The following is a 23,604-nucleotide window of genomic DNA, read 5'->3' on the forward strand; positions in this document are numbered from 1 at the left end:
ACTTGGAGAACAGGCTAACTCAAAACACCGGACTTTTCAGGGGAGCAGGTCAGCACCATGTCCGCGGTAGCAGTTTGGTGAGCTTCGATGGTGAGACCATCGCCGATCGTGCGGTCATAACCCAGTGGCATATTGCCGGAAGCCAAAGCCAGCGACGCTCTCCGCCTAAAGCGTAAGGATTTCTTGAGTGCAGAGAGGCTTACAGCGTTACGAAGGCGTCGCGTTGCTCTGTCCAGATCGGTGAGAAGGCATGGCGCTTGAGCCAGTCAGACGTCATGCCAACAGGCTGCCGCCCTTCACGGACTGCCCGGATCACGTCCGGTGCCAGAAAGGTCAGTTCGATGAGTTGTTGGACCCGGCGCTTCGAGACTCCTTCGGTTTCCGCTATCTCAGCAAAGGTTTTTCCCGACCGGACCAGATCGAAATACCGGTTCGCGCGAGCGATGTTGAGCAAAAGGGTTTCATCGATCTCAGCCGGTTCATCCCCGATGATGAGTTTTGTTTCCACGCCGCGCTTGCGAAGCCGGAATGGGGATGTGGTTGTCATCAAATCTTCGTTGATGCGCGCGGGATCGATATTGAGCTGTGCAGCGAGGCTCTCGGCGGAGAGCGCGATGCGGATTTTGCCGGGCGCGATGTCGATGCGGTGGACGAGAACCAAGCAGAGGTAATTCGCATCTGTTGCTGTGTCGGTAGTGGCCGTCAGTTCAGCCAACCTAGTTACGATCTCCGCGGTTTCATCTGCAATAGCATCAACCAGGATGCCGGCGCGCACCTCTGGTTGATTGAGATGCCGCTGGACCAGATCAGCCACCTTGTCTTCCAACTCTGGTGCTGGCAACCGCCATCCCGATGGATCGCGTAGCGCAGTTCCGCGGACCAGCCGGTGAGACACGTAGTATCTGAGTTTGCGACCTTTGGCGGTTTTCGAATGGCTGGGCGTCAGGCGATCCCTGGTCTGATCAAAGATCCTGCCAGCCAGCGGTGAGGCAGATGCTCTTGCACCGTTCCGGTTCCGCTTCGTAAAAGTCCGATCTTTCGCTGCATCGGACCGCAGCTGGTCCTGGATGCCGTCCCAGACCTCAGGTTCAATCAGCGGCGGGTGCTGGCCGGGATAGACTTTCGCGTGATCCCGGATGCGACCGGCATAGACGGGGTTGGTCAGGATGTAGTGGATATGGCCGTAGCTAAATTGCGCACCGCCTTTCACCCTGCCCGAGATCAGCGTTCTGACAGGGGTCTTCAAGCCGAGGGCATCAACCGCTTCTTTAACGACGCGCGTGTTCCCGTGTTTTAGGTAGAGATCAAAGATCGTGCGGATGACATCGGCATCCGGTTTCGCGATTTTCAGCGACCGGCCATCAGCGGCATAACCCAGCGGCACGGTTGCCCCCATCCACAGACCTTTTTTCTTCGAGGCAGCGATCTTATCACGGATACGTTCCGCGGTGACTTCGCGCTCGAATTGAGCAAAGGACAACAGCATGTTCAGGGTCAGACGACCCATGCTGGTGGCCGTGTTGAAGGACTGCGTGACCGAGACAAAAGATGTCCCCGCCGCATCCAGCCGTTCGACCATTTTGGCAAAGTCCGCCAGCGAGCGCGTGAGCCTATCGATCTTGTAGACGAGGATCTGATCGACAGCACCGAGATCGATATCGGTGAGCAGCCGTTGCAACCCGGGCCGTTCCAGCGTACCACCGGACCGACCGCTGTCATCATAACGTTCCGGCAGAAGCACCCAGCCCTCAGCCTTCTGACTAGAGATGTAAGCAGCGCAGGCTTCGTATTGCGCATCAAGAGAATTGAACTCCTGCTCCAACCCCTCTTCGGAGCTTTTACGCGTGTAGATGGCGCACCGGATTTTCTTCATGCGCCGGGTCCTGCCCGACCGTTCAGGCCGAAGAACCGTGGCCCAGACCAGCTGGTGCCAGTAATCTGCAGCGCAATCGCAGACAAGGACTTAAAGTTTTCGCCGTTCATGACGAAGCCTTCTTGTCTGACATCCACCTGATACCTTCGGCCATTCCATTCACGCACAAGCTGCGTGCCAGGTTTGATGGCCGGGGCCGGCGGTCTGACCTGCTTGCCCCCGGCAGCGGCCTTCAGGGCGCGTTTCACGTCGGATGACAGTCCGCCGAAGGCCCGGCACTGTTCATGCCAGATCAGGGCTTTGCGCATGAAGATCATCGACAGGAAGTTTGGCGGGGCGTCGCTAAACGCCTCCGCCCAGGCCACGCGCAGGGCCGCCCGGTCCATATGACCAAGCGCGTCCCATCGTGCGGCGATTTCCTCACCGCCAGTCATCAGGTCGCGTCCGCCGGCTGTGCCGTGATGCGGTAGTTCAGAGGTTTGCCCGCTTCCGCCTTCTCCGCGGCGATCTCGAACCCAGCCTTCCGCAGACCGCTCAAAGCCGCCCGGCTCGTGTGCGGCAGCCAGCCGAGCTTATGGCTGATGGTGGCCACATCCGCTCCGGCCTTCCGGGTCAGCTGCGCTTTCTTCGTCTTCGGTTCAGGTTGCCTTGTCATTCATCTTCTCCTTGTTAAAATCAGCAAGGACCGAAGTGATCCTGCTACTGAGCAAAGCCCGGAATCCCAGGCGGAGATGGCGACACGCAGCTTTAAGTGCGTCGCGACACAGACAGTACCGCTCTGTTTGCCACCATAGTCCAGTGGAAATCTGAACAAGTCGCTCAAATAAAGCAGAAAACTTGAAGCCATCAAAAGATGTACTGCCGTTTCGAATCTTCCTACCCCAGCCAACCACTCCTTTGAATGCAGACGGTGCGTGTGTCCTTTTGGATAGTGGCGTCATTTCAGTGGGTTGTGGGATCGTGGCATTGGTGCAGACCGTTGTGTGTCATGGTTTATTCCGTGAACTGCCCTGTCGTCTGGGATCGGCTTTTTCGCGGTCGCACTGTCCGTTTCAGCGATGCGTGAGAGTCGCGATAAGATCGCGTTGGTCCTGCCAGTCGCCGGGCAGGCTGTGCCGTTTGAACCAGTCAGAGGTAAATCCGGCGGGCTGGGTCCCTGCAAGGACCTGGCCCACCAGATCGGGCGCGAGGAAGGCAAGGTCGATCATGTGCTGGATGCGGCGGGTCGAGGTGCCTGCATCGCGCGCGATGTCGGACAGCGTATGTCCTGCCTTAACCTGTTGATACCATTGGTGCGCTTTGGCGATATTGCGGATCAGGGTCTGGTCCGGATTGACCGGGGTATCCTGCAAGATCAGCTTGGTTTCCACACCGCGTTTGCGCATCCGAAAGGGGGCGTTCAAGGTGAGGATCTTTTGGTCGATTGCATGCGCAGCGGCGTTGCAAAGCGTTGCCAGCCGGGTCGGATCCAGCGTGACTGTCAGCGACCCGGGCCGCAGGTCGATGCGCGCGACAAGGTGCAGAAGCGCCGTGGCGCTGGTCGTGATGTTCGTGAGCGCGGCGCTGTTTGCGGCAATATCTGCACCCGAGACTGTCGCGGCAATTGCCGCAGCAAAGGACGGCTTACGCAGACGTTCGCGCACCAGATCCACGATCCTGCCCTCCAGTTCCGGTGCGGGCAACCGCCAGCCATCAACACCGGGCTCTCCACTGCGTTTCACCAGCCGGTGCGAGATGTAATAGCGCAGCCGAACGCCCGCTTTCGTCTTGGTATGGCTCGGCGTCATCCGGTCGCCGGTTTCATCAAAGAGCTTGCCGCATAGCAGCGATTGTTGCGTGGCAGTTTTGCGCGCCCTGCCCTTTGCCGCGCCGTCCTGTAGCCGCTGCTGGATGTGCGCCCAGCGGTCCGGATCAATGATCGCTGCGTGCTGGCCCTCAGCCTAAACTACCCTTATCTTTTCTCATGACATATTTCTCTATCTTAAAAAAACTCAAAGCCTAAAAAATCGGATAATAATATTAGACATCCGAACACAACAAATACACTGATTATCACAAAGAGCCGGTAGGCCGTGATCTTCATACTTTCCCAAAACTCCTGAGTGAAACCCAACAAAAGTATAATTTTCTTGGGCAAGTACTGTAGAAACTTGATGCACTTGGAACCGAGTTTTTCCATTTTGACTTCTTTCTCTTGCGCTCGACTTGATGTAGTAAAAAGTGGTGCACTTCCAGATTGTTGCAACCATTCTATCCGTTCTTGTTAAGCGGTTTTGAAGGCCCGCCGTGCTTCACGTTTGCAAAAGAGCGCATTTTATCCCAGCTTCATCAGCCCTGCCAAACCGCCTCATCCCGATCCTCCGAAAAAACCGATCCGCGCGGATGGTCTCGACTCCCGCCGTCACGTGATAGAGGAGAGGCACGGCCTACTGCCCCCGCGCCCCGGTCTCGAGGCCCTTTCCAGCCGCAGCGCCGCTTTCCCGCTCCGCAGGCCCGTCACGCATTCGGGATCGATATTGAACGTCGCGACCGAGACGATCCGCCCGACAGCCCGCCATCGTCATACTGCGTGGGCAGCAGCACCCAGCCTTCATGCTTTTGGCTGGTGATGTAAGCCGCACAGGCTTCGCGCTGCGCGTCCAGCGAGTTGAACTCCTGCTCCAGCCCCTCTTCTGAGGATTTCCGGGTATAGACGGCGCAGCGGAGCTTCTTCACGGGCGCCCAGCCCGGCTGGTCAGCCCAAAGAAACGCGGGCCGGACCAATCCGTACCCGTGATGTGTTTCGCGATGGCCGAGAGCGACCTCCACGCCCTGCCGTCCATCTCAAAACCGCCCTCGACGACGCGCACCTGATACGTCCGCCCGTTCCATTCCCGCACAAGATGTGCGCCCGGCGAGAGTATTTCCTGCGGTTGCCCCGGCCGTTTCTGCCCCTTTAAAGCCCCGTTCAAAGCCCGCCGCGCCGCAGCAGGCAAGCCTCCCCGCGCCTTGCATTGCGCTTCATAAGAGATGGCCTTGTGCATAAACGGCACGGACAGATACGGCGGCGGAGGCGATCCAAAAACCGCCTCCCACTGCGCGCATGTCGCGGGCCGCTCGGGGTTCGGATCACGCCCCAACGGTTGGCGCCTCGGATGCAGGCGTTTGCGCAGGTGCGGTGGCGTTCATATGTTCAGACGGTTTTGCGGGAGGCACCTCAGGTGCAGGTACCGACGCGATCCGGTACTTGGTCCCACCCCCCGATGCAGGGACTTGCGCAGCGACCCCATACCCCGCCCTACGCAGCCTGCTCAAAGCCGCCCGTGTCGTATGCTGTTGCCAGCCAAGCTTTGCGCTCAGCGCCTTGATATCACGCCCCGCCTTCGTACCCAGCAACCTGATCAACTGGTCTTTCTTGGTGACGCGCTTCTTCAGTGATTTACTCATATCCATCTCCTCAGAGGATCAGCGGGACCACCCCGCCGCTACTGAGCAGAGCCCGGGAATCCCAGGCAAACCACGCGAATACGCATCGCGCGCACCGACACTACCGCTCTGCCAGCCCCCAAAGTCCAGACCGTTAGAGAGAAAACCCGGTACAAGAGGCGGGAAACCGTCATTCGCTGCAGAAGCATGGAAATAAGGGCGACCAAACGAAAGCGGCCATTCGAAGAATTGCTCTGCTCAGCTCGAATTCTTATTTTCAGCTCAGCATACTGATGGCTCAGATCGTGCTCAATGTTGTCGATAGCAGATTTTTGAATAGGAAAGCTTATTCAAGAGCCTTTAGGAGGCTCGGCAACCTGGCCCCCTGCAACATCATGTGGTCGCGCATCAGAGTGTTGGCCAGCGCACCATTCTTTGCAAAGATAGCGTCACTGATTTCACGATGTTCTGTGAGTGACTTTTCCAATCGTCCTACAACGTCATAGGGCATTAACCGATACACGTTGATGCGCGCCTGAGTCTGGTCCAACTGATCAACCAGCCACGCATTGCCGCTGGCTTTGTGAATGGCTGCATGGAACGCAAGATTGGCTTGTGCGTATGCGGGAATATCCTCGGCTTCGGCGGCAGCGCGGCACAGTTCCAAGCCCTCTTCGATGTCTTTCTTGTCCGAAAGTGTGAGCAGATCGCAGGCCAATCGGCAGGCCATGCCTTCAAGCTCAGCCGCAACTTCGAACAGATCGTTGAGCTCTTTTGCAGTCAGAACACGCACCATTGCGCCTTTGCGCGGGCGTGTTTCCAACAATCCGCAGTCAACCAATGACCGGATAGCCTCACGAATTGGCGTGCGGCTCACATTGAAGCGCGCGGCGAGATCAGCTTCTTCGAGCTGATCTCCCGGCTTCAGTAAGCCACTGAAAATATCACATTTTAGCTGCTCAATGAGCGTGTCTGATGCCCGTGCCATGCGTAATCCTCTCGTGTGTTTCATAGCGATCTCGTTCGCTGGTCGCCAGCCAAATCTAACTTATGTGAATCTTTTTGATTGCTATATGTATCCATATAATGTGTAAAAGAATCCATAGGAGGAATCAAAATGAACAAATTTATCCAATCAGCCGTGCTCTCATTTGCCGTTGCGGGAGGAACCGCGCAGGCGGAGGAGCTGCGCTTGTCTCACCAATGGTCCACAAGTGACGTGCGTCATGAAGTGGCTCAGATTGTCGCTGATGAAGTCGCGGCAGCTGGTGTCGATCTTGAGATCACCATCTTCCCTTCAAAGTCGCTCTTTAAGCCGCGCGAACAGTATCGCCCCTTGTCACGGGGGCAGTTGGACATGACAGTCTTCCCACTGTCCTATGCTGGCGGTCAACAACCAGCATTCAACCTGACGCTTATGCCCGGGCTTGTGAAAAATCATGATCACGCATCCCGTCTGAGCCAGTCGCCCTTTATGGAAGCACTTGAAGCAAAAATGGCGGAGGATGATGTGATGGTGCTGGTCCACGGCTATCTGGCGGGCGGTTTCGTCGGCAAAGACACCTGCATTACGCATCCAGATGATGTGGCAGGTTTGCAAACCCGTGCAGCCGGTAAGTCATTTGAACAGATGCTGGTGGGTGCGGATGCATCGATCACATCTATGGCGTCATCCGAGATTTATTCTGCCATGCAGACGGGCGTTTTGGATGCTGCGAACACGTCGTCTTCGTCCTTCGTGTCTTACCGGATCTTCGAACAGGTATCTTGCTACACGCCAGCATCCGACATCGCGCTGTGGTTCCTGTACCAGCCACTTTTGATGAACAAATCCACGTTCGAGGGCTTGTCGGAAGAGCAACAAACAGCACTTCTGGCTGCCGCTGAAAAGGCCGAGGCGCACTATCTTGAACAAGCCAAGCTGCAAGATGCAGCTTCGGTTGATGTGTTCCGCGAAGCCGGTGTTGAAATTGCCGAAATGACTGCGGATGATTTCGCAGCATGGCAAGCGCTGGCCCAGGAAACATCTTACGCCGCGTTTGTGGCTGATGTCGAAGGCGGCCAAGAGTTGCTTGATATGGCGCTCGCGGTCGAGTGACCCCAATGGCGAGGGGCACGCTGCTTCTCGCCCATCCCATCACAATTGGAAGGAAAACGTCATGGCTGGCCATGCCCCTTCGGCTGCCCAACGCACAAAGAGCGAGAATGCCTTTGTGCGTGCGGTCCAAAATATCTCTAGTGTCGCTGGGTGGTGCTCTGCCTTGATGATCTTAGCAGCCGTCTTTCTGACATGCCAAATGATCTTCATCCGCTTTGCGCTGAACGGCTCAACCGTTTGGCAAACCGAGATTGTTGTGTTCTTAGTGATTGCCGCGACGCTCATCGGATTGCCATTTGTGCAGTTCCAACGCGGCCACGTCAATGTGGACCTCATCCCTTTAGCACTTAAAGGCAAGGCACGGTTTGGGTTGGCCATCGTAACACTGTTCCTGTCGATCCTGATCACCGCAGTTATGCTGCTTTACGGCTATGAATATTGGCACTTTGCTTGGGCGCGGGGCTGGACATCTGACACGGTCACAGCGGTTCCCCTGTGGATCCCCTACCTGTCGCTGCCTGTCGGCTTTGGCTTGTTGCTGCTGCAACTGATCGCTGACCTTGTGGCTCTTCTCACAAAAACTGAAACGCCCTTTGGGCTGGAGGCATCATAATGGATCCCCTCATTTTGGGTGCTCTTGTCGGCATTTGCACCATCCTTGTTCTGTTCTCCGGCGTGTCTGTCGGGGTCGGCCTTCTCGTCGTCTCCGCCGGGTTTCTGGTGATCTTCGATGGCATGCGGTCGCTTGAGCTGATGCCCGAGATTTTCTTTGGCAAACTTGACAGTTTTGCGCTGCTCTCGATCCCGATGTTCATCATCATGGGAGCCTCAATCGCCTCAACCCGAGCAGGTGCTGATCTTTACGAAGCACTGGAACGCTGGTTGACCCGCGTGCCGGGCGGTCTGGTGATTTCAAACCTTGGGGCTTGCGCCTTGTTCGCCGCGATGTCCGGGTCCAGTCCAGCAACCTGCGCCGCGATTGGCAAAATGGGCATCCCCGAAATGCGCAAGCGTGGCTATCCCGAAGGCATCGCCACCGGGTCCATCGCGGCAGGCGGCACCTTGGGTATCCTGATCCCGCCCTCAGTCACGATGATCGTCTATGGGATCGCAACCGAGACCTCGATTGGTCGCTTGTTCCTGGCGGGTGTCTTCCCCGGATTGCTGCTAGTCGCTCTATTCATGGCGTGGTCGCTTTATGCGACGTGGAAGTCAGGCGACACGAACCTGCTGACCGCACGCAGCTACACCTGGAAACAGAAGTTCGAGGTGCTGCCCCGCGTACTGCCTTTCGTCGGCATCATTGTTGGTGTGCTCTATGCGATGTATGGCGGTGTTGCGACGCCGTCGGAAACGGCAGCGGTCGGCGCGCTGTTGTGTCTTGCGGTCGCGATTGTGATCTACAAGCTCTTTGACGTCCGCAAAATCTGGATGATCTTGCAGGATAGCACCAAGGAAAGCGTGATGATCCTGTTTATCATCGCCGCTGCCGGTGTGTTCTCCTACATGCTGTCGAGCCTGTTCATCACGCAAAGCATCGCGACATGGATCGGCACGCTGGATGTGAACCCGTGGGTTCTGATGATCGCGGTGAACATCTTCTTGATTATCGCAGGCTTTTTCTTGCCACCTGTCGCGGTGATCCTGATGGCCGCTCCGATCTTGTTGCCTATTATCACGACCGCTGGTTTTGACCCGATCTGGTTCGCAGTGATCCTGACAATCAACATGGAGATCGGACTGATCTCACCTCCCGTGGGCCTCAACCTCTATGTGATCAACGGCATCGCACCGGACATCTCGCTCAGGACGATCCTGAAGGGATCACTGCCTTTCGTGGCGTGCATGCTGCTTGCCATCGTCCTGCTTTGCGTCTTCCCCGGCATCGCAACGTGGCTGCCCGAAGCCGTTATGGGCCCTGCGCTTTAATCCCCTCACTTGAAGGAAAATCACATGTCTTACACATCAAATTACCGCCGCATCGGCCTGATCGTTCCCAGCTCTAACGTAACTATGGAAACCGAAATTCCGGCGTTGCTGAAGACCCGAGAAACGGTCCTTCCAGAGCGGTTTACCTTTCATTCCTCCCGGATGCGGATGAAAAGCGTGGCCAAAAAAGAGCTAGAAGCGATGGACGCGGATTCAGTCCGCTGTGCGACGGAACTGTCAGACGCTGCCGTCGAAGTCCAAGCTTACGCCTGTCTTGTGGCGATCATGTCGATGGGGCTGGGGTATCACCGCGCGTCGCGCGAAAAGCTGGAAAAGGCCGCGGCAGACAACGGCTGCCCCACGCCTATTTTGAACTCTGCCGGTGCCCTGATCGATGGCCTTAAAGATATGGGCGTGAAGAAAGTCTCGATCATCTGTCCTTATATGAAACCACTCACGAAACTGGTTGTCGATTACATCGAAAATGAAGGCATTGAAGTGCAGGATTTCCTCGCCCTTGAAATCCCCGACAATCTCGAAGTCGCCTCGCAAGACCCGACGGCCCCGGCGGAGCTTTGGCGCAAACTGGACCTGCGCGGCGTCGGTGCCATTGTCGCCTCCGCCTGTGTACAGATGCCGTCGCTCCCGTCGATCGAAATGATCGAACGGGCATCTGGCTTGCCGACATTGTCGGCTGCGGTCGCCACAACACGCCAAATCCTGCGCAGTTTGGACCTGACAGAAGTTGCACCCGGTGGCGGGGCGCTGCTCGCTGGTGGAGCGCCATCGACACTGCCAAAAATGGCCTGACAAACAGGGGTGTCGCGGTTATCAACGCGTCACCCCAACCCTCAAGGACGCACTGTGGACAGCAAAGTTTCGATCTACCCCATCACGCAGGCGACCACGGCCACGTTCACGGAACTCTACTTTCGCCTGACGTTTTTCTTCTTCATCAGGCGCGGCAGCAAATATGTGCTTACTCCTGCACAGGGCGAGATGTTGGGCGAAGAAGGCGATCTGATGATCTTCCCGCCCGGCTCCATGGTGACGATGGAAAACCGCCCAGTGATGGAAGGCAACTATAGCGCGCTTGGCGTCAGTTACTCACACGATCTGATCAATGCGGTGTTCTCTGACTTGCCAAAGTCGGACGCCGCGCACGGGGTTCAGATCGTCCACGCGGCTGAAAACAATCCATCTGATATTCTGGGACTGATCCAAGACACGTTGGACAACGGCGCCTTGCCTGACACCATCCGGGATCACCGGCTGTTGGAGCCGCTGTTGTGGCTGCGCGAGCAAGGCTTCCAATTGCCAACCCAAGTCGAAGACGATCCGATCAGTCAAGTGCGCAGACTGATCGAGTCTGATCTGGGGCATTCCTGGATGGCGGAAGAGGCCGCCGAACACTTCGCAATGAGCGAGGCGACGATGCGCCGCTGGCTATCCAAAAGCGGGCAAGGCTTTGCCAAGATCCTGCTGCACACGCGGTTGGAACATGGACTCAGCCTGTTGCAGACGACCGAAGCCCAAGTCTCAGAAATCGCGCTGGATTGCGGGTTCAAAACACTGTCGCATTTTTCAGACGCATTCCGCAAAAGGTTCGGGATTAAGCCAAAAGACATTCGTCTGGCGGCAGATTGATCGAAATCCGATAATTCTTGATTGGGAGCCGGAAGCGGCACCGCGTTGTGATGACTAAGCTAGTTTCATCATCAACAACAATCCCAGAAAGGATTATCCCAATGACACGTAACGTTTTCCTCGCTGCTGCAATCGCATCGACAATGGCCGCACCTGCTATGGCGGATGGCTTCACTTTGACCAGCCCGGACATCGCTGAAGGCCAACAGCTTAGCTCTGACTTCGTGTTCCAGGGCTTTGGCTGCGAAGGCGGCAACACGGCCCCAACACTGGAATGGTCCGGCGCGCCTGAAGGCACCGAAAGCTTTGCCGTCACCGTATACGACCCAGACGCGCCAACTGGTTCAGGCTGGTGGCACTGGTTCGCCTTCAACATCCCGGCCGATGTGACATCGCTGCCTGGCGGCGGCGAAGTAAATGGCGTCGAACTGACCAACGACTACGGTGCGGAAGGTTTTGGCGGCGCATGTCCTCCCCCTGGTGAAGTCCACCGTTATGAGTTCACAGTGCACGCCTTGGCAACAACTCTGGAGATCGACAATTCGGTCAGCAACGCGCTTGCAGGCTTCATGGTGAACGCGAACAGCTTGGCCTCCTCAAACATCACCGCCATTTACAACCGCTAAAACAGAGCGCCTCAGCACCATGTCGAGGCGCTTCCCCCCCGCTTTTGCAACAGGACCAATCCCATGGATATCACTCTCAAAGCTTGGGCACATGGCGCGTCTATCCCAGAAAAATTCGCATTCGGCACAATCCCCGCTGAAGGCCGGTTCGACACCTCTGACAACATCAGCCCCGAGATCAGCTGGTCAAACGCGCCCGAAGGCACAAAATCCTTCGCGGTGATCATGCACGACCCGGACGTGCCGTCGTCAGGCGAAGATGTGAACCAAGAAGGCAAAACGGTTCCCGCCGATCTGCCGCGTGTCGATTTATATCATTGGGTATTGGTGAACATCCCGGCATCTACACGCGAGATCGCCGAAGGGGCTGACAGCCTTGGTGTGACGCCGGGTGGTAAGACTGCAGGACAGCGATCTTACGGCAAAACGGGCATCAACAGCTACACAGATTGGTTTGCAGGCGATCCAGATAAGGGCGGCGACTACGGCGGTTATGACGGCCCATGCCCACCGTGGAATGACAGCATCATCCACCAGTACCACGTCACGGTGTACGCGCTCGATGTTGAAACTGTCGAGCTAGAGGGCACCTTTACCGGAGCCGACGCTTTGGCCGCGATCAAAGGCCATGTGCTGGTTGAGGAATCCCATATGGGCACCTATTCCATGAATCGCGATCTGCGCTTCCAAGCCGAGTAACGCAATCGTTTCGGTCTGCGCGACCACGACGAAGCGTAGATCGGCAACATCAGGAAATCAGCTATGTTCTTTGAGCCACGCAACGGCCACGGTCTGCCGCACAGCCCCTTTAACGCGCTCATCACACCGCGCCCGATCGGTTGGATTTCGACGCGCAGGACTGACGGGTCCGAAAACCTCGCGCCCTATTCGTTCTTCAACGAGATATCTTGCGACCCACCACAAGTCATGTTCGCCTCGACCGCCAGCAAGGCGGATCGCGAACGCGGCAAGGACTCGGTCGGCAACATCATCGACACAGGCGTGTTCTGCGTAAATGTCGTTGGGTTTGAGGTGCGCGATGCCATGAACGCGACCTCTGCCCCCGTACCGCGCGACGTCGATGAGTTCGATCTTGCGGGGTCGGAGCGCGAAGACTGCACAACCATCGCATGTTCGCGCGTGGCGGCCGCTCCGGCCAGCATGGAGTGTAAGCTGGTCAAAATGGTTGATCTGCCCGGAGAGGCCAATATCGTGGTCTTTGGCGAGGTCACAGGTATCCATCTGCGCGAAGAATACCTGATCGATGGCATCTTCGATGTGACGAATTTCCAGCCGCTCGCACGACTCGACTACCGAGACTATGCGCGAGTGACAGAGCCGTTCAGTCTCAAGCGACACGCCGCCTAGGACCAATGCGATTTGAATAGTGGGGACCTTGAGATGCAGAAATCCTTTCGAAGCTGTTCTCCGCGAGCCAAGAATTCCTCCATCCACCTATCTCGCGGCTGCAGCGAATGTCGGCAATGCGGGCTGCGATCATAGCATGAACGTGTGTTGGTGAACGTCCGGTTAGGGCCGTCCGTTACGCCGCGATCTGGACAAATCTTGGAAGATGTTGCAACCGATCCAACGGCGGCAGTGAGCCCAAATTTCAAAATGCTGCGCAGTCGACCGATGACGGCTTTGATGTCTGCTCGATTCGCTATCTCGAAAAGCCAGCAAGTCGCGGGTTTCCCTCTACGCGCTGTCGTGAAGCTTAGTCTGAGAGTCCAACCAATCGGCAGACACTCGATTGCAGCGCGCCGAGTGTGGCCTCTTGTCTTCGACCGGGCTCGAACGCAGCGCGCACGGCGGTGCTTTCGACAAGCGTGAGGATTAACTCAGCAATCTCGCTCGTGTCTTCAGGATAGTTCAGTGCGGGAGAGCGCAGCACTTTTTCAAGCTGCCCGGTCAGTCGCTTCCTGTTTTGCGCAAATGGCTTGGCAATCAGGGGGTTCCGCATGGCTTCGGATGTGATCTCAGCCGTCAGCACCGCGTTTTCCGGTTTGGACAGATCGTTGAAGTGCGCTGCTATGAACCGCGCAAGGATGTCCTGAACCGCGCCGTCACCAGACAGGATGTCATCCACCAAGGCTAAGTCGTCGGCCTCCAGAACCGCGATTTCGGCAATCAGGTCCGTCTTGCTGCTGAAGTGGTTGTAAAGATTGCCAAGGCTTATCCCGGCGCGCTTTGCGATGTCACGAATACTGGTTTGATGAAAGCCTTGCTCGATAAAGCACGCGGCTGCGGTCTGCACGATCTGCTTCCTGCGCTTTTGCGTTGTCAGCGCGCGCTTTGTCGGCGGTTTTCCCGTCTCTTCATCGGGTTGCTCTTGCATTTCTACTCTCTATCGCCTATTTCAGTGAACGTTCGTTCATTGAAATTGTAATAGCTTTCGCTCAGAAAGGAAACCCAATGGACCCGCTTGATCAAGAGTTCACATCGTTTGATGCCTTACTTGGCGTTGTCGAAATCCTTGGGCTTGCGTTCATGATCGCACTCGTCTCTGAAACTGTTTGGGATGCGGTGCGCGGTCAGCGCTCAAACCTGCGCGATACGTTGGCCAACGGTGCGATTGCCATCGTATCTGCCCTGCTTGAGCGCAGTGTCTATGGCTTGATCTTCATTCTTGGATTGGTTGTTGCCTCAGACTTCGCGGTTTTCAATCTTCCGAGCCGCTGGTGGACAGTTCCCGCGGCAATCCTCGCCGCTGACTTCACTTACTATTGGATGCACCGCGCCGAACACAGGATCCGGTTATTCTGGGCAAACCACAGCGTTCATCACTCCTCTGAAGAGTTCAACTTCTCAACATCTCTGCGTCTTTCATGGATGGATGCACTGATCGAATGGATATTTTTTATCCCCATGATCCTTCTTGGTTGCAGTGTGGTGGAAACCATTGTCGGCCTAGCAGTGGTCCTCGCATACCAAAGCTGGATCCATACTGAAAAGGTCGGCAAGCTTGGCTGGCTGGACGGTGTGTTCAACACGCCCTCGGCGCACCGTGTGCACCACGGGCAAAACCCCGAATACATCGACAAAAACTACGGCGGCATCCTCATCCTATGGGACAGGTTGTTTGGAACCTATTCGCCAGAGGCAGACACCGTCAGGTATGGCATCACAACTCCGATCGAAACGCACAACCCGCTTGCGATCAATTTCAAGGAATACGCACGGCTCTATCGCGACATGCAGCGTGCGGGCAGTCTCCGCGCGGGTTTGGGATACCTCGTTCAGCCACCGGGGTGGCACCCCACACCACCCACCGAGGACACATCGGATGGCAGAGGGTAAAATGGCCGATATTCCAGTCAGTCCCTACCTTGCGTCGCTCGTTGCTATCCGCGTCAACAATGGTGGGCACCAAGTGCTCTTGATGAAACGCACCCATCCCCCAGTCGATCAATGGTGCCAGGTCGCCGGCAAGATCGAAGAAGGCGAAACTGCATGGCAGACCGCGCTGCGCGAGCTTGTCGAAGAAACGAGGCTGGTGCCCAACAGTCTCTATTCCGCTGATATCTGTGAGCAGTTCTACGAACCAACGCGAAACACAATCGCCGTGGCACCTGTCTTTGTTGCTTTCATTGACGACGCGGCAGAGATGACACTGAACCAGGAGCATAGCGCCTTTCAATGGGTCAGTTTCTCGGACGCGATAGAGATGGTCGCCTTTGGCGGGCAACGCCGGGTGTTACGATGGATCGAAGCCGAGTTCATCGAGCGCCCGCCAGCCGAGCAGTTGCGCATCGATGTCTGACATACTCTACAGTCAATCTCCATCAGACGCCATGGTTTGCAATCATCATCAGGCGTGCGAAAGCAACCGGCACGGGGTTTCACTTTGCGCCCATTGCTAATCGCCTGTTTCTTTGTACTTGCCATTGTCGCCCTGATCTTGTGGCGGCTGGCTGATCACGATCTTGCTGACCGCAATACCATAAGCCTTACATTTACAACGTCGGGGAAAACCGTGTCCGGCACGGTTTGGCTGCCAAATGAAACGCCAGCTGCTGTCATGGCACTTGTGCATGGAGACGGCCCGCAAGATCGAACCTCAGGGGGCGGGTACGCGCCGATGATCAACACGTTGCTCGACCGGCAGATTGCCGTGGCATCCTGGGACAAACCCGGTATCGGGCAATCGGATGGAAACTGGCTACACCAATCCATGGGCGATCGCACGGATGAGGTCCGTGCGGTTCTTCACCTTTTGCGGCAACAATTCGAAGGCGTCCCGATCGGCGCGATGGGTTTTTCACAAGCCGGTTGGGTCCTGCCGCAGCTAACGCCTGACGACGCAGACTTCTTGGTCTTGGTCGGTGCAGCGGTTTCATGGCGGGATCAGTGGGAATACTACACGCGTAAACGCCTGGAGGCGGAAGGACAGGGCATGGGGACTATCGACGCCGCGATAGCCAAACAACGGCGTGGAAACGAGGAAGTTTTCGGACCGGACGCGGTGGTTGCCAACCGCCCCGCGGATATGTCGGAAGATCGCTGGCAATTTATCCGCACCAATCGGAACGCGGATGCGAGGGCTGCGCTCGCAGAGCTCGATCTGCCTGTTTTGGCCATTTGGGGAGCAGAGGATTTGAATGTTCATCCGACTGCGAACGCTTCGATTTACCAGCAGACATTGGCCCGCCGTTCTCCAAGAACCCAGATCATCATCTGGCCGGAGGCGACACATGCCCTTTTGAAATCACCCCAATACAATTGGCAACTGACCGAGGATTGGAGCTTTCGGACAAAGGCCCGTTTCATCGTCGAAGGTCGTTTCGCATTCGAGCCAGATGCCCTGAACACAATCGCAGGTTGGATACTCGGGAGTGGCACAAACCGATAGATACGCGCCTGCCTGAACCAACAATCATTCTTGTTTTTCATAAAAACTGATGAGGCCCGAATTTGGCGATCATTCAACACCCCAAAGCTTTCGAAAGTAGAAAACGGTTTTAGGTCCGAGCACCGCCAGCAGATCGCACAAGGCTATTGGCGCGTATTCGCACGAAAGCTTCGTTACCCCTTGGGACCAGAGGCCAAGGCCGTTCCCTTTATCAAGAGCGTTCTTGATCCGACTTACGCAATCAGCGCTGTGTCCAAGGACGGAAGCTTTCTCAGTGCCGCCGGGTTAAAGACAACCAATGGGGCGTTTATCGGTGGCAGGTCTGATGATCTGGCAGGGGTCTATGGATACTTCGGCGCGGTTCTCCGCGGCCATAGTCGGTTTCAAATTGTCCGTTGCAACGGGTTCTGGCAGAAAAACGCAACTGTCAGATTTTCGAGTTTTTCAACAAAATCAGCCCACAGCGGAAGTCTCCAAATCACGCTGCAAGCGCTCGTAGCACCAAAAGCGCTGCAGTTGCGAGTTTAGAGCTGCTGCGATGCAGCAGGAGAACCAGTAGTTGGTTTAAGACGCAGCGAATACTGAGGGCGCAGTTCACAGGCCGCATAACTTTTTGTCCCTCGTTCCAAGCCAACGCATTCAATGCTCCTGCGCGGGTAGAATGGTCCGGACAGACCAGCAGCGGCAGGATGGGAGCCGCGTCGCGCATATCGCTAGGCTAAATAAAGATGTCCCCCAACCTCGCCGAATATCTGCAAACAAAGGCGTGCGAAAAGACTTTAGACGCGCCTAAAGCGCCGCAGCCCCAAAACACCAAGGCCAGAAAGAAGCAGCCAAGCGGGAAGTGGCCCGGGAACCGGCGACGGCGTAGATTCGATGAACGCGAACGCCGCCGCCTCAAGCGAAAAGGTCACGCTTGCGAACTGGTCAAGGTAGTCTAATGGTATTTCAAACACATCCTGCAAATCGTCGTCGAACAACCCAAAGCAATCAAAGCCCGCAGAGCTGAAATCAGCATCGGTGCAGTCATATCTCCCGTTTGTGGAGGTAAAGGCCGACCGAAAGCCCAACTCGACAAACGCGTTCGAATCGTAACGCACATCACGGATCACGACACCATCCAAAAACTCCGTCGAGGACTGGCTCATAAGCTCGTACTCGACATAAAGCTCCAGTGCCTCATCAAGCGGGTTGGTGAAGGTTACGGTTGCGCTGTCGCTACCAGCATCCCTTCCGTTGGCACTGTCCACGAAAGCACTGGCGCTGACCGAGGTGCGACCATCCACAATCAGATCAACCTGCTCAAAATCGGTCTCAAAGGTGAACGCAGTGATCGTGATAGACGCAAAGCCAAACGCAGAGCTGGTTGTCGACGCTGCACCCGGTGACGCGGCGACGATCGTTAAGGCAAGTGCATATCGAGCAGGTTGCATCTGAAATCTCCCAAACCCGTTTCTAGCCTCGCGCGTACGGCACGCCTCTGTCAACAAGTCATACCCGACGCAATTACTCTTACCCTGCCCGGGATACGCATGGCATGAAAGCCCGAAACTATGGCGCTCTCAAATCCGATTGTCAGGTCTGCCCATCAAAAGCCAAATGCTGCACCAACACCGACACCCGCCGTATCCGCGGCGAGAAATATAAAGTCGTCAGATACTTTGCACGGTAAAAAAAATCCGGTTTGGGCCGCCTCCGCAATGAGATTCAATCATGTCAGGTGGGCAGTCAGAAATTTCCGAGCCATCCGAGCAAGCTCGACTGTCGCAGCAAAAATTTTCAGCCGAACCCGCATTCTGATCTGCCTCTGCCAGTATCATCTGCGCAAGCTCTTTAGCACCTAGATTACTCAATTTTCCAACGGAAAGCGCAGATTTTCGGGCCATAGGCAGAACCTCACTCTAAAAATTCGAATTGTTCACTCCCCTGAGAGAACCGTGATGAAAAATGTTGGTCTACCCAATGATCAAGGTGCTGCGCTATGCGTAATTGGCTGCTTCGATGGGACGCGCCACGGCGTCTAGGCCCAGTAAGGACTGGCATAGCCTTTGCGGCGACATTACGTGTGAGTTGAAGAGTGCTTGATCGGGCCAGTTTGACTAATATTTCGCCAGGACAAGACAAGTTTACAATGCCCCCCGCGAAGGCATGTTTGAAGACGGGAAATTTGAGTAGGCTTGCCCCGGACACGCTCTCGCGGGCATACTAAAGTGGTTATGTCCGACAAGTCCGAAACCAATCAAACGTATATCGATCGTATCCGGGCTCTCACGCAGGCCACGCGCGGAGTCTGGTTTACCTATCTCGGCGTGCTTGGGTTTGTCGGAATTACTCTGCTTGGCTTCAATGATGCGGACTTCTTTGCGGCAGATCGTAACGTTAGTCTGCCGCTCGTCGGCGTCGCGGTGCCGGTGATCCCGTTCCTTTTCTTCGGCGCAACACTTGTGACGATGACCTATGCCTATCTCCACGTAACGCTAGAGCCGCTTTGGGCTACTCTCGGTCATGCGCCTGCTCGGATTGATCGCGATCCGCTTTCCGATGTCATCCTGCCTTGGCTCGTCAGCGGTGCAGCACTTCTGGTGCGCGGTCGAGCGCGCCGCGAAGAGCCGCCGCCCGTTGAGGCTGGATCGCTGAGTACACTGGGAATGGTGACGTCGTTCACGCTTTTGTTCGTCGCGGCACCGATCCTCGTTTGGGGGCTCTGGTTTCGGTCACACACCGCACACTTGGCATGGCTTACCATCGCGGTTGGTTTCATGGCCTTGGGATGCGTCTTAATCGGCTTGAAGAGCTTTGCGTCACTGCGCGACAGGATGAGCAACCGCCCACAACGAACGCGCAGGACATTGACGATCAGTTTTTTAACGGTGGCAATCGGTCTCATGCTTGCTGTTTCACTAGTGCGGACCGAGTGGGATCCCCTCGGACCTTCGGTGACGCGTTACCCCGAAGATCCGGCCGTCACGGAACGCGTCGCAAACTGGTTTCGTCCCGCTGTCGCCGACTTATCACGCATTCGTTTAACGGAGATGACACCGACTTGGCGCCCGCATGATGAAGCGTTGCGGAGGTTCCGGCGCGACTGGTGTGCCGATATCCCCGACCCGGACTGCCGCAACCGGGGCCTGGAGGATGAGGACCTCAACGCTGCCTTCGACGCCGCCCGCTCCCGAGAGATCGCCGTAATGAGGAGCCCAGATCTAAGCGAGCGGCACATGGATCACGCCAATCTTTTAGCTGCATTTCTTCCGGGCGTGACGCTTACCCGGACGCGGCTGCGCCGTGCCGATATGGAAGCGGCGCAGATGGAAGGTATCCGCGCACTTTTCGTGGATATGACCGCATCGGGTCTACGCTACGCGCGTTTGGACGGAGCAAACCTGCGCTACGCCAAGCTAATCGGCAGCAACATGTACAACCTAAGTGCTACGAATGCAGATTTCTTGCTGGCGGATATGCGTGGCGCAAATCTGGAGAATGCGGACTTTCGCCACACTAATTTGAATGACGTCAATTTCATGGGTGCATCCTTGGACGCGACGCGGCTCGACGGCGCTCTGCTGGAGCGGGCGAAGTTTTCTAACGCCGACTTGATCGGGACGACATTCGAACGGTCCAGTCTCTTCGGCGCCGATTTCGCGCATGCTAGGTTGAGGTTTTCGCGCCTCGTCAATGTTAAACTGACGTCGGCTGAGTTTCTTGGGGCATTGGTCAGCTCGACCCACATTGAGGGGCGCGCTGACTGGCCGGTTGGCCAGCCCGACTTTACCGAAGCCGTGCTTCTTGGGGTCACATTCCGCAATCTCGACCTGTCGCGCGCGCAATTTGATCAGCCGGGTCAGTTGGATCAGACCTTCGCGGATGGCAGCGTTCGCCTGCCTGAGGGTATGGCGCGGCCCTGCCACTGGTCCGACGACGTCCTGAACAACCTTGATTATCATCGGCATTGGCGCGGGGTATTCGAAGCAATGCCCTATACGCCGTCATGGAGCGCCGCGGTGCCTGAAGCTTTCATAGATGTCGCGCCGGTTCCGTTGCCTGAAGACTGCCTGATCCAACCTTTCGATGACGAAGCTTGGAGAGCTGAAGAACGTGCATTCTATGAGCGGCGGCGGGTCATGAATGACAAGTTATCGGAGGAGTTCAGCTCTTGGCTTTGGCCGATCTCTTCACGCCTTTCGGTACCGTAGAGAGGCTTTCGTAACGATACCGCATAGAATGGCCTGCCTACGGGGGCGGTTTTGATGACGTCCAACCTTGCGTCACGTGCCAGGCAGTCAAGCTCTTCCAGCTTGGGATGGAACCACGGAGTCCATTGCCATGTTAATTGGGTTTGACCCAGCCACCTGATTCAGTCCGTTTAGGTGTAGAATCCGTTCCTGTCTCTTTCTGTTGATTTGGTTGCGGTCAGGGCCTGCTGGGCGTAGCCCCTGCGTTGCACAAGCGAGGCAGGCCGGGTGCTGCAAATGAGGTTCGCATAAACGGCTGCTCCCGGTCAATCCTACCCGAACAGCTGATCGATCAGTCGTTCGCTTTGTTCGTTTTTCGCGGCGCGGCTGAGGGTTTCATCGCATAAGATGGCAGCGCCTTTACTGCCGAACTGCATGATCTGCAGCATTTCCCGGTTGGACCACCCCCGACTGCCACGCGGCGTGGGGATCTTTGCCGCTTTCCACGCCTGATACGTGCGTCCCTCCAACGTGCGGATGCTAAGCCCCCGAAAGCGCATACGCATGTCGATCATCTCTTCGTTTGTAAAGCGCATGCGCTTGCCCAGAAAGTTCCGGTTGAACCAGAGCGCAAACACCAGCGGACAACCCGGCACCGGCCGGGGTGCCTTCTTTATGCGATCCCGACGCAGGTCGAGCGCTTCCTGTAGCAGGATCGCCTTGATCAGATGCTGCGCTTCACGGGCCCGCCACAGGTCCTCCTCAAAGAAGGGGCCGTCGAACGACACCCCCTTGATCGGATCAATGATGACATCCTCAGGGTGCGGCAGCATCTCTGGCTCCGGGTCGCCCTTATCGAGCGCCGCTTTGATCAGGGCACTTTGTTGCTTTTTGTACAGCGTCCAAGCCCCGATATCCTGTGCAACTATGGCCCGGCGTTTCTCTTCGGCCCCGGCATTAAGCGCAATGAACTGTCGCATCGCATGCGCGCCGCCCTTCAGCGCCTCCTGTGCAAGCCTCTCCATGACAGAATCCTGTATCGATATTTCCAGCGAGCGGCCATCTTTGCGCACTGTCACTGAGCGCGCTGCAACGGCTTCGACCGCCAGTTCGGTGGGCGTCATCGTGGGCTCTTTCGGAGGCATCAAGCCGCCGTCCCGCCCCTTGCGGCGCGGCATCAGACCACCTCCCTTTCACGCGGCGCATCGGCAAAAGCAGCACCACTGGCAGCATGCGTGGCTTTGATCCCCGTCTGTGCCTCAAATCGCCGGATGATCGTGTCGCAATAGAGCGGGTCGTACTCCAATAGACAAGCGCGCCTGCCACATAACTCTGCGGCGATCAGGGTGCTGCCAGAGCCTGCAAAAAGATCCAGTACCAGATCCCCCCGGCGGCTACAGTCCTGCAACGCATCTCGGATCAGCGCCACAGGTTTGACCGTCGGGTGCATCGCCAGATCCGCATCGCGCGCAGCCCCCACCGCATTTGCGCCCGCGTAGTCCCAGACATTGGTGCGATAGCGCCCGGTGTCCCCCAACCCGAAGCTGTTGGTATGGGGCGCCCTACCCTTTTTCCACACAAAGACCAATTCGTGTTTGGATCGTTAAAACGTGCCCATCCCGGCGTTGCTTTTGTTCCAGACGCAGAGGTTCTTGAGCTCGGTGAATGCCGCATGCCCTGCAGTCAGCATCTCCGTCATGTGCCGCCAGTCCATACACACAAAAGCAATGGCCCCATCCCGCACCACTGCTGCCGCATTTTGCAGCGTCTGCGTCAGGAACAGCGTGAACTGGTCCGGGCTCATCTCGCCAGAGGCAAAGGCGAACTCGCGGTATTTGTGCTGGCCAAGGCCACTGACATGCCCGTCGATGGCGACATTATAGGGCGGGTCGGTAAAGATCAGATCAACAGGCGCGCCATCCACCAACCTATGCAGATCGTCCGGTGAGCGCGCATCCCCGCACAGCAACCGGTGGCCACCCAGCAGCCACAGATCCCCCGGCTGTGTGATCGCGGGACCGGTCGCCTGCTCTGGCACCTCATCTGCGCGATCCGGTTTTGACGACGCCTGATCGAGGATCATGTCCACCTCGGCGATTTCGAAACCCGTCAGGTCCATGTCAAAATCCAGATCCACCAGCGCCTGCAGCTCGATCGCGAGGATCTCCTGATCCCAACCCGCGTTCTCGGCCAGCTCGTTGTCCGCCAACACATAAGCGCGGCGCTCTTGCGCCGTCAGATGCGACAGTCGCAGGCAAGGCACGGTCTCCAGACTGAGCAGCTTTGCCGCCGACACCCGTCCGTGCCCCGCGATAGTCTCTCCTGCGTCCGAGATCAGCACTGGATTGGTAAAACCGAACCTCTCGATGCTGCGCGCAATCTGGCGAATTTGCTTGGCAGAGTGCGTTCGCGCATTCGCCGCATAGGGGTGCAACGTGTCAGGGGAAAGGTGAACAATTTAGGGCACCACAGCGCTGTCATGAAGCTCAGTCAAAGGTGAAATCTCCCTCACGATTTTCCATTTATCTATGTAGGAGGATACGCAGTGCAGCGTCTCTACGCAGCATCTTCTTTCGGAAAAGATCTTCTAAGGCACTGAAACAGTGTATTTTTACACAAAACCAGTGACACTGATAATTGCAGTAAAAAACTGAGATACGTAATCACAAGGGCTTAGACGCCGCAAACTGGGAAGTACTTTCAACTCCGCCTTGGATGGCGGCGCGATCACGAATTGTTTCAAGGAGACCATAAAGCGCAAGGTACAAATATCTTGTCGCCCAAATACAACAGAAACGAAAGCTGCAGCGTTCCAAATTTCGCCGCGCAAAACCGGTCCTAACTCGAAAAACGACAAACACTGGCCCGTCATGCTGCAGTGCGGACCGTAAGACCTGACCTTCGCCGCAAACGCAAAATCTAATGGAGGCAGAACTCACAGTGCGTGGACGTTTCTGCCATTGGCTGCAGGTGCACTTTAAGTTCTGCCGGTTAGATGTGTC

The 23,604-nt window shown here is 56.5% G+C and carries 23 protein-coding genes and 2 pseudogenes; 13 read left to right on the top strand and 12 right to left on the bottom strand.

Going from position 1 to position 23,604, the window contains the following annotated elements; genetic code table 11:
- Positions 1 to 199 precede the first annotated feature (199 nt).
- The 8 genes and pseudogenes from K5Q35_RS22060 to K5Q35_RS22095 form a co-directional block, all read right to left on the bottom strand.
- Entirely contained in the window at positions 200 to 1,873 is a 1,674-nt protein-coding gene (locus tag K5Q35_RS22060; protein ID WP_220801394.1) for a recombinase family protein, read from the bottom strand.
- The gene (locus K5Q35_RS22065) at positions 1,870 to 2,307 is read right to left on the bottom strand and encodes a DUF2924 domain-containing protein (protein WP_220801395.1); all 438 of its coding nucleotides are present in this window, start codon (positions 2,305 to 2,307) and stop codon (positions 1,870 to 1,872) included. Before K5Q35_RS22065 ends, K5Q35_RS22060 begins: the two co-directional genes overlap by 4 nt.
- Positions 2,307 to 2,528: a DUF3489 domain-containing protein gene (locus K5Q35_RS22070; protein ID WP_220801396.1), complete on the bottom strand. Its 222-nt coding sequence runs from the start codon at positions 2,526 to 2,528 to the stop codon at positions 2,307 to 2,309. Before K5Q35_RS22070 ends, K5Q35_RS22065 begins: the two co-directional genes overlap by 1 nt.
- 397 nt (positions 2,529 to 2,925) lie before the next feature.
- Positions 2,926 to 3,660, bottom strand: a complete 735-nt coding sequence (locus K5Q35_RS22075; RefSeq protein ID WP_220801397.1) for a hypothetical protein — start codon at positions 3,658 to 3,660, stop codon at positions 2,926 to 2,928.
- Between the two features lie 748 nt (positions 3,661 to 4,408).
- Positions 4,409 to 4,588, bottom strand: a pseudogene (locus K5Q35_RS22080) (recombinase family protein); the annotation flags it as partial.
- Entirely contained in the window at positions 4,585 to 4,992 is a 408-nt protein-coding gene (locus K5Q35_RS22085; protein ID WP_220801398.1) for a DUF2924 domain-containing protein, read from the bottom strand. The gene K5Q35_RS22085 and the pseudogene K5Q35_RS22080, both read right to left, overlap by 4 nt.
- Positions 4,982 to 5,299, bottom strand: a complete 318-nt coding sequence (locus tag K5Q35_RS22090) for a DUF3489 domain-containing protein (protein ID WP_220801399.1) — start codon at positions 5,297 to 5,299, stop codon at positions 4,982 to 4,984. The genes K5Q35_RS22085 and K5Q35_RS22090 overlap by 11 nt, the downstream gene beginning before the upstream one ends.
- Before the next feature lie 325 nt (positions 5,300 to 5,624).
- Entirely contained in the window at positions 5,625 to 6,266 is a 642-nt protein-coding gene (locus K5Q35_RS22095) for a GntR family transcriptional regulator (protein WP_220801400.1), read from the bottom strand.
- A gap of 129 nt (positions 6,267 to 6,395) precedes the next feature.
- Here K5Q35_RS22095 and dctP point away from each other — a divergent pair, with 129 nt between their 5' ends.
- From dctP to K5Q35_RS22135, 8 genes are all read left to right on the top strand, one after another.
- A complete protein-coding gene (dctP, locus tag K5Q35_RS22100) occupies positions 6,396 to 7,376 on the top strand; it encodes a TRAP transporter substrate-binding protein DctP (RefSeq protein WP_220801401.1) in 981 nt (326 codons plus the stop codon).
- A 61-nt stretch (positions 7,377 to 7,437) separates the two neighbouring features.
- Positions 7,438 to 7,989: a TRAP transporter small permease gene (locus K5Q35_RS22105; RefSeq protein WP_220801402.1), complete on the top strand. Its 552-nt coding sequence runs from the start codon at positions 7,438 to 7,440 to the stop codon at positions 7,987 to 7,989.
- Positions 7,989 to 9,305 carry a TRAP transporter large permease gene (locus tag K5Q35_RS22110; RefSeq protein ID WP_220801403.1) on the top strand — a complete coding sequence of 439 codons (1,317 nt, stop codon included), beginning with the start codon at positions 7,989 to 7,991 and terminating at the stop codon, positions 9,303 to 9,305. The genes K5Q35_RS22105 and K5Q35_RS22110 overlap by 1 nt, the downstream gene beginning before the upstream one ends.
- Positions 9,306 to 9,329: 24 nt before the next feature.
- Positions 9,330 to 10,115 carry an Asp/Glu racemase gene (locus K5Q35_RS22115; protein ID WP_308443362.1) on the top strand — a complete coding sequence of 262 codons (786 nt, stop codon included), beginning with the start codon at positions 9,330 to 9,332 and terminating at the stop codon, positions 10,113 to 10,115.
- Positions 10,116 to 10,169: 54 nt separating this feature from the next.
- On the top strand, positions 10,170 to 10,952 hold the full coding sequence (locus K5Q35_RS22120) for an AraC family transcriptional regulator (RefSeq protein WP_259650638.1): 783 nt from the start codon (positions 10,170 to 10,172) through the stop codon (positions 10,950 to 10,952).
- 101 nt (positions 10,953 to 11,053) lie between these two features.
- On the top strand, positions 11,054 to 11,578 hold the full coding sequence (locus K5Q35_RS22125) for a YbhB/YbcL family Raf kinase inhibitor-like protein (protein ID WP_220801404.1): 525 nt from the start codon (positions 11,054 to 11,056) through the stop codon (positions 11,576 to 11,578).
- Positions 11,579 to 11,641: 63 nt separating this feature from the next.
- On the top strand, positions 11,642 to 12,277 hold the full coding sequence (locus K5Q35_RS22130) for a YbhB/YbcL family Raf kinase inhibitor-like protein (RefSeq protein WP_220801405.1): 636 nt from the start codon (positions 11,642 to 11,644) through the stop codon (positions 12,275 to 12,277).
- Positions 12,278 to 12,340: 63 nt separating this feature from the next.
- Positions 12,341 to 12,946: a flavin reductase family protein gene (locus K5Q35_RS22135; protein ID WP_220801406.1), complete on the top strand. Its 606-nt coding sequence runs from the start codon at positions 12,341 to 12,343 to the stop codon at positions 12,944 to 12,946.
- A 349-nt stretch (positions 12,947 to 13,295) separates the two neighbouring features.
- Here K5Q35_RS22135 and K5Q35_RS22140 read toward each other — a convergent pair whose 3' ends face one another.
- Positions 13,296 to 13,916, bottom strand: coding sequence for a TetR/AcrR family transcriptional regulator (locus K5Q35_RS22140; RefSeq protein WP_220801407.1), 621 nt, complete (start codon positions 13,914 to 13,916; stop codon positions 13,296 to 13,298).
- Positions 13,917 to 13,993: 77 nt separating this feature from the next.
- Here K5Q35_RS22140 and K5Q35_RS22145 point away from each other — a divergent pair, with 77 nt between their 5' ends.
- The 4 genes from K5Q35_RS22145 (at position 13,994) to K5Q35_RS22160 (ending at position 16,958) form a co-directional block, all read left to right on the top strand.
- Entirely contained in the window at positions 13,994 to 14,878 is an 885-nt protein-coding gene (locus K5Q35_RS22145) for a sterol desaturase family protein (RefSeq protein ID WP_220801408.1), read from the top strand.
- Complete coding sequence (locus K5Q35_RS22150) at positions 14,865 to 15,341, top strand: NUDIX pyrophosphatase (protein WP_259650639.1); 477 nt, start codon at positions 14,865 to 14,867, stop codon at positions 15,339 to 15,341. The genes K5Q35_RS22145 and K5Q35_RS22150 overlap by 14 nt, the downstream gene beginning before the upstream one ends.
- 84 nt (positions 15,342 to 15,425) lie before the next feature.
- Positions 15,426 to 16,430 carry an alpha/beta hydrolase gene (locus tag K5Q35_RS22155; protein WP_220801409.1) on the top strand — a complete coding sequence of 335 codons (1,005 nt, stop codon included), beginning with the start codon at positions 15,426 to 15,428 and terminating at the stop codon, positions 16,428 to 16,430.
- Positions 16,431 to 16,460: 30 nt separating this feature from the next.
- Complete coding sequence (locus K5Q35_RS22160) at positions 16,461 to 16,958, top strand: hypothetical protein (RefSeq protein WP_220801410.1); 498 nt, start codon at positions 16,461 to 16,463, stop codon at positions 16,956 to 16,958.
- 251 nt (positions 16,959 to 17,209) lie between these two features.
- Here the strand turns inward: K5Q35_RS22160 and K5Q35_RS22165 are convergent, their stop codons facing one another.
- A complete protein-coding gene (locus tag K5Q35_RS22165) occupies positions 17,210 to 17,863 on the bottom strand; it encodes a hypothetical protein (RefSeq protein WP_220801411.1) in 654 nt (217 codons plus the stop codon).
- Between the two features lie 783 nt (positions 17,864 to 18,646).
- On the opposite strand from K5Q35_RS22165, the gene K5Q35_RS22170 reads away from it, so the two are divergent.
- Positions 18,647 to 20,623 carry a pentapeptide repeat-containing protein gene (locus K5Q35_RS22170; protein ID WP_220801412.1) on the top strand — a complete coding sequence of 659 codons (1,977 nt, stop codon included), beginning with the start codon at positions 18,647 to 18,649 and terminating at the stop codon, positions 20,621 to 20,623.
- Positions 20,624 to 20,934: 311 nt separating this feature from the next.
- Here K5Q35_RS22170 and K5Q35_RS22175 read toward each other — a convergent pair whose 3' ends face one another.
- Both K5Q35_RS22175 and K5Q35_RS22820 read right to left on the bottom strand, forming a co-directional pair.
- Positions 20,935 to 21,780 carry a DUF5681 domain-containing protein gene (locus K5Q35_RS22175; protein WP_220801413.1) on the bottom strand — a complete coding sequence of 282 codons (846 nt, stop codon included), beginning with the start codon at positions 21,778 to 21,780 and terminating at the stop codon, positions 20,935 to 20,937.
- Positions 21,780 to 23,036, bottom strand: a pseudogene (locus K5Q35_RS22820) (site-specific DNA-methyltransferase). Before K5Q35_RS22820 ends, K5Q35_RS22175 begins: the two are co-directional and overlap by 1 nt.
- Positions 23,037 to 23,604: the final 568 nt, after the last annotated feature.

It is taken from the genome of Roseobacter sp. OBYS 0001, from assembly GCF_019654895.1.
GTDB lineage: Bacteria > Pseudomonadota > Alphaproteobacteria > Rhodobacterales > Rhodobacteraceae > Roseobacter > Roseobacter litoralis.

What these genes read in the sequence shown, in the direction of transcription:
- K5Q35_RS22070 (WP_220801396.1), bottom strand. Translation starts at nt 2,528, where the DNA reads ATGACAAGGCAACCTGAACCGAAGACGAAGAAAGCGCAGCTGACCCGG.
- K5Q35_RS22170 (WP_220801412.1), top strand. Translation starts at nt 18,647, where the DNA reads ATGTCCGACAAGTCCGAAACCAATCAAACGTATATCGATCGTATCCGG.
- K5Q35_RS22150 (WP_259650639.1), top strand. Translation starts at nt 14,865, where the DNA reads ATGGCAGAGGGTAAAATGGCCGATATTCCAGTCAGTCCCTACCTTGCG.
- K5Q35_RS22090 (WP_220801399.1), bottom strand. Translation starts at nt 5,299, where the DNA reads ATGAGTAAATCACTGAAGAAGCGCGTCACCAAGAAAGACCAGTTGATC.
- K5Q35_RS22105 (WP_220801402.1), top strand. Translation starts at nt 7,438, where the DNA reads ATGGCTGGCCATGCCCCTTCGGCTGCCCAACGCACAAAGAGCGAGAAT.
- K5Q35_RS22115 (WP_308443362.1), top strand. Translation starts at nt 9,330, where the DNA reads ATGTCTTACACATCAAATTACCGCCGCATCGGCCTGATCGTTCCCAGC.
- K5Q35_RS22175 (WP_220801413.1), bottom strand. Translation starts at nt 21,780, where the DNA reads ATGCCGCGCCGCAAGGGGCGGGACGGCGGCTTGATGCCTCCGAAAGAG.
- K5Q35_RS22075 (WP_220801397.1), bottom strand. Translation starts at nt 3,660, where the DNA reads ATGACGCCGAGCCATACCAAGACGAAAGCGGGCGTTCGGCTGCGCTAT.
- dctP (WP_220801401.1), top strand. Translation starts at nt 6,396, where the DNA reads ATGAACAAATTTATCCAATCAGCCGTGCTCTCATTTGCCGTTGCGGGA.
- K5Q35_RS22110 (WP_220801403.1), top strand. Translation starts at nt 7,989, where the DNA reads ATGGATCCCCTCATTTTGGGTGCTCTTGTCGGCATTTGCACCATCCTT.
- K5Q35_RS22165 (WP_220801411.1), bottom strand. Translation starts at nt 17,863, where the DNA reads ATGCAACCTGCTCGATATGCACTTGCCTTAACGATCGTCGCCGCGTCA.
- K5Q35_RS22065 (WP_220801395.1), bottom strand. Translation starts at nt 2,307, where the DNA reads ATGACTGGCGGTGAGGAAATCGCCGCACGATGGGACGCGCTTGGTCAT.
- K5Q35_RS22060 (WP_220801394.1), bottom strand. Translation starts at nt 1,873, where the DNA reads ATGAAGAAAATCCGGTGCGCCATCTACACGCGTAAAAGCTCCGAAGAG.
- K5Q35_RS22145 (WP_220801408.1), top strand. Translation starts at nt 13,994, where the DNA reads ATGGACCCGCTTGATCAAGAGTTCACATCGTTTGATGCCTTACTTGGC.
- K5Q35_RS22135 (WP_220801406.1), top strand. Translation starts at nt 12,341, where the DNA reads ATGTTCTTTGAGCCACGCAACGGCCACGGTCTGCCGCACAGCCCCTTT.
- K5Q35_RS22125 (WP_220801404.1), top strand. Translation starts at nt 11,054, where the DNA reads ATGACACGTAACGTTTTCCTCGCTGCTGCAATCGCATCGACAATGGCC.
- K5Q35_RS22130 (WP_220801405.1), top strand. Translation starts at nt 11,642, where the DNA reads ATGGATATCACTCTCAAAGCTTGGGCACATGGCGCGTCTATCCCAGAA.
- K5Q35_RS22140 (WP_220801407.1), bottom strand. Translation starts at nt 13,916, where the DNA reads ATGCAAGAGCAACCCGATGAAGAGACGGGAAAACCGCCGACAAAGCGC.
- K5Q35_RS22095 (WP_220801400.1), bottom strand. Translation starts at nt 6,266, where the DNA reads ATGGCACGGGCATCAGACACGCTCATTGAGCAGCTAAAATGTGATATT.